Consider the following 4419-nt stretch of genomic DNA (forward strand, 5'->3'; position numbering starts at 1 on the left):
TACAGAGATCAACACACTCATCGCAGATATAGACGGACGGCCCAGCAATCAATTTCCTCACTTCATGCTGGCTCTTTCCGCAAAATGAGCAATAAAGCAATTTATTGTTACCGTTGCCATTGCGTTGTTCGGACATCAAATTACCTCTAATTATTGCGAAACTGTCGGTTCATCTTTTACTCAATTATTAACTTGAATTGACAGCTTCTCAAAAAGTCATTCGTTCTTCTATATCGGGGATATTCCAAATATAACCCTTATTTTCTATCACGGTGTTCCAGCACCTCATCGACAATACCATATTCCGATTGCTTCCTTTGCACTCATGAAATTGTCACGGTCCGTATCATTGGAAATTGTATTCAATCGGTTGCCCTGTATGATCTGCAAGTAACCGATTCAATTTGTCTTTTAAACTAATGATTTCTTTTGCATGGATCTCGATATCCGATGCCTGCCCTTGGAAACCACCCAGTGGCTGATGGATCATCACGCGAGAATTTGGCAAGCAATACCGCTTCCCTTTTGCACCACCACTCAATAAGAATGCACCCATACTCGCGGCCTGACCAATACACACAGTACTCACATCAGGTTTAATAAACTGCATCGTATCATAAATTGACATACCTGCCGTGACGACACCACCTGGTGAATTAATATAAAGATAGATATCCTTTTCAGGATTTTCTGATTCTAGGAAAAGTAACTGCGCTACGATCAGGTTTGCCATGTGATCTTCAACTTGACCCGTGAGGAAAATCACGCGTTCTTTGAGAAGACGAGAGTAAATATCGTATGATCTTTCCCCTTTTGCCGTTTGTTCAACAACCATAGGAACAAGTGCATTGAGCGGATCCATAACATTCATAGAGAGTTCAGCCTTTGCTTGCATAGTGAGTCCTGAAAAAAAATGGCTCGTGTCGCCACGAGCCATTTAACCCAAAAATCGACACTTAAGTCAATCTTTATTATCCATTTTGAGGATTCATAATTTCATCAAAAGTAGCTATCTTTTCTTCTACTTTTGCTTTTTCCATGATGAGGTCAATCGCTTGCTCTTCTAGCGCGACATTACGCATCTGCTGCATAAGCTCATCATTTTGCTTGTAGTACTCAACGACTTCGCTTGGATCTTCGTATGCAGAAGCAATTGTTTCAATTAGGCTGATAACCTTTTCATCATCAACTTTTAATTCATTGCCGCTGATCACTTCAGCAAGAAGAAGGCCTACTTTTACACGCTCTTTTGCTTGTTCTTCAAACATACTCGCTGGTAGCTCAGGCATATTTGCTGCATCAAAGTTAGCACCCATACGCTGAAGCGCTTGCTGACGCATATTGTCAACTTCGCTATCAATCAATGCTTTTGGAAGCTCAAGCTCGTTATTCTCAAGTAGTCCTTTGATCACTTGATCTTTGACTTTCGCTTTCACAGCTTGATCAAGCTCACGTTGCATGTTTTTGCTCACTTCTTCACGAAGCGCTGCAACCGTACCTGCTTCTATACCAAATTTCTGTGCAAATTCATCTGTCACTTCCGGAAGTTGCTGCTCTTCAACTTTACTCACTTTAATTGAGAAAGTTGCTGGCTTACCTTTTAAGTTTTCTGCATGGTAATCTTCAGGGAAAGTCACTTCGATTTCGCCTTCGTCACCAGCTTTCTTACCAAGAACACCTTCTTCAAATCCTGGGATCATGCGACCTTGACCAAGCTCAAGTGCAAAGCCTTCTGCTTTACCACCTTCAAATTCTTCGCCATCAATTTTACCAACAAAATCGATTGTCGCTTTGTCGCCTTCTTTCGCTTCACGGTCAACTTCTACAAATGTTGCGTGTTGCTTACGAAGCGTATCCATCATCTTATCCAAGTCTGTTTCTTCTACAGAAACCGCAGGCTTCTCAACAACGATGTTCTCTATACCTGTCACTTCAACAGATGGGTAAATTTCAAAAGTTGCCGTGAACTCAAGAGACTGACCTTCCTCATTTGATTTCACTTCTAATTGAGGTGCACCAGCAGGGTTTAATTTCTCTGCAATGATCGCTTCGATGTACTTTTGCTGCATGATACGTGAAGCAATATCTTGTCTCACGGAAAGACCAAAGCGCTTTTGAATGATAGATGCAGGCACCTTCCCTTTACGGAAGCCATCCATTCTTTGGTTCTTTGCGATTTCTCTAAGCTCTTTTTTAACCTGCTCATCAACTGATCGGCTGGAACAGTAATGCTTAGGCGGCGTTCCAAGCCCTGTGTTGTTTCTACTGAAACTGTCATCTTCATACCTCAATATATCTTTTTTGCCGCAGCACGTATCACTGCGTGCTTATCATCCTGCTGTATCAGACTCTTCATTGTATTAGTCTCATTACAACAGGAAAAAATTCGACGTTATGTATGAGTCAATAAGACCGGGAATTATAGCGATCAGCTTTCGGATAGTCGAGTAAAAAATCGATTCGAGGCGCAATGGATAAATTAACATTGGAATCAAAGGGATATGGATAAAAATTAGGGAAATGGTCGGCGAGACTGGATTCGAACCAGCGACCCCTTGGACCCAAACCAAGTGCGCTACCAAGCTGCGCTACTCGCCGAAAAAGATATGGTGCGGGAGGAGAGACTTGAACTCTCACATCTTGCGATACTGGAACCTAAATCCAGCGCGTCTACCAATTCCGCCACTCCCGCTGAGTGGATTGGGGTGGCTGACGGGACTTGAACCCGCGACAACTGGAATCACAATCCAGGGCTCTACCGACTGAGCTACAGCCACCACAAAATAAGAGAAAACTGGCGCGCCCGGTAGGACTCGAACCTACGACCCACGGCTTAGAAGGCCGTTGCTCTATCCAGCTGAGCTACGGGCGCGCTGTGCATCGAGGACTACTCGTTTACATGCGATGGTCGGCGAGACTGGATTCGAACCAGCGACCCCTTGGACCCAAACCAAGTGCGCTACCAAGCTGCGCTACTCGCCGTCACATGTTGCGACACCTCTCTTGCGGTGCGGGGCGCATATTAACGCCTTGCATGTATCGCGTCAAACTTTTTTTGCAGGAAAAAGTTTGTTTGAACGATTTTAGACCGATACGAATTTAATTCGTACAACCTGAACAAAAAACATGAGTTTTTCTCTATATTCTGCCAATAAATTAACGATTCATCTTCTCGAATATGTATTGAATCTTTTCGCTGCTGCGAATTCATGTAAAATATGCACATCGCTAACCAGGATTTTTCAAATACCTTATGCCTGCCAAAATCATTGAAGGAAAATCAGTCGCTCAATCGGTCCGCTCCGAAGTCAAAAGACGTGTTGCTGAACGTGTAGAACTCGGCCAAAGACGCCCCGGCCTCGCAGTAATCTTAGTTGGAGAGGATCCAGCTTCCAGTGTTTACGTCAATAGTAAAAGAAAAGCATGTGATGAAGTCGGCTTTTTATCGAAGTCTTACGATTTACCAGAACGTACTTCACAAGACGAGCTTCTTCAGTTGATCGACTCACTGAACGCTGATACTGAAATCGATGGGATCCTTGTTCAACTTCCTTTACCTGATCATATCAATGAATCCATTATCATTGAACGGATCACACCCTTTAAAGATGTGGATGGCTTCCACCCATATAATATCGGTCGACTTGCACAAAGAATACCCGCATTACGCCCATGTACTCCAAAAGGAGTAATCACTTTATTGGACAGCGTAAATACACCTTATAAAAAGTTAGATGCTGTCGTTGTTGGTGCGTCGAACATTGTTGGTCGCCCAATGTCACTAGAACTATTGCTCGCCGGTTGTACAACCACTGTGTGTCATAAGTTCACTCAAGATTTGGAAAAACACGTTCGCCGTGCCGACCTTCTGGTTGCTGAGGTGCTGCTACCGTCGAGTCAACAACGAAAGTTAACCTTAGCAATACGTAACTGAACGAAGCAACAGGGGATTACACAAACGATAAAATACATTGTCCTCAGTGTAATATTGAATTTGCAAGAAAAACACTGATCAGAGGCACGCCCGCACTAAAAATTGTTGGTGGTAAGGTTACTTTTAAATAAACCCCTATTAAATGATTTTTGTTTGAGTGTGTCTAATTTATAGTGAGAAACAATCTTAGTTAAGATCATCTTGCACCTAGCTTGCACATTAAATATAAAGTCGTATCAAAAAAAAAGCCATTTCATGTATTGAAACGGCTTTCTCAGAAAAACAGCTTGTTTTATTAAAAATCCAACTTATTTAAAATATCGTCTTCGACATTTTGTGAAAGTGTGACTTTAAGCTTAGGTGTACGCGCCATTTCACGTTTGATTGCAAAATTGGCTTCTTCGTTACGTGCCCAGCTGCGACGCGCAATACCATTGTTTACGTCAGGTGCTGTGTAAGAGGTGAATCTAACCGTCGTTAACCTT

At 42.7% G+C, this 4419-nt stretch carries 2 protein-coding genes, 5 tRNA genes and 3 pseudogenes; 1 reads left to right on the plus strand and 9 read right to left on the minus strand.

Annotation, left to right across the window (positions count from 1 at the left end; genetic code table 11):
• The 8 genes and pseudogenes from ACXAC4_RS20180 to ACXAC4_RS20215 all read right to left on the minus strand — a co-directional run.
• Nucleotides 1–136 (minus strand): ClpX C4-type zinc finger protein (locus ACXAC4_RS20180; RefSeq protein ID WP_475164974.1); only part of this gene is annotated, 136 nt, incomplete at its 3' end.
• 121 nt (nt 137–257) lie between these two features.
• Nucleotides 258–895, minus strand: a pseudogene (gene clpP / locus ACXAC4_RS20185) (ATP-dependent Clp endopeptidase proteolytic subunit ClpP).
• 76 nt (nt 896–971) lie between these two features.
• Nucleotides 972–2278: pseudogene (gene tig / locus ACXAC4_RS20190) on the minus strand (trigger factor).
• A 243-nt stretch (nt 2279–2521) separates the two neighbouring features.
• A tRNA-Pro gene (locus tag ACXAC4_RS20195) sits at nt 2522–2598 on the minus strand.
• A gap of 9 nt (nt 2599–2607) precedes the next feature.
• Nucleotides 2608–2692: transfer RNA gene (locus ACXAC4_RS20200), tRNA-Leu, on the minus strand.
• A 9-nt stretch (nt 2693–2701) separates the two neighbouring features.
• Nucleotides 2702–2777: transfer RNA gene (locus tag ACXAC4_RS20205), tRNA-His, on the minus strand.
• Nucleotides 2778–2795: 18 nt separating this feature from the next.
• Nucleotides 2796–2872: transfer RNA gene (locus ACXAC4_RS20210), tRNA-Arg, on the minus strand.
• Nucleotides 2873–2905: 33 nt separating this feature from the next.
• A tRNA-Pro gene (locus ACXAC4_RS20215) sits at nt 2906–2982 on the minus strand.
• A 271-nt stretch (nt 2983–3253) separates the two neighbouring features.
• Between ACXAC4_RS20215 and ACXAC4_RS20220 the strand changes: the two are divergent.
• Nucleotides 3254–3895, plus strand: a pseudogene (locus tag ACXAC4_RS20220) (tetrahydrofolate dehydrogenase/cyclohydrolase catalytic domain-containing protein); the annotation flags it as partial.
• Nucleotides 3896–4229: 334 nt separating this feature from the next.
• Here the strand turns inward: ACXAC4_RS20220 and ACXAC4_RS20225 are convergent.
• Nucleotides 4230–4419, minus strand: a 190-nt coding sequence (locus ACXAC4_RS20225; RefSeq protein ID WP_475164972.1) for a hypothetical protein, incomplete at its 5' end; no start/stop codon positions are given.

Source organism: Pseudoalteromonas sp. AWM4_233, from assembly GCF_056158285.1.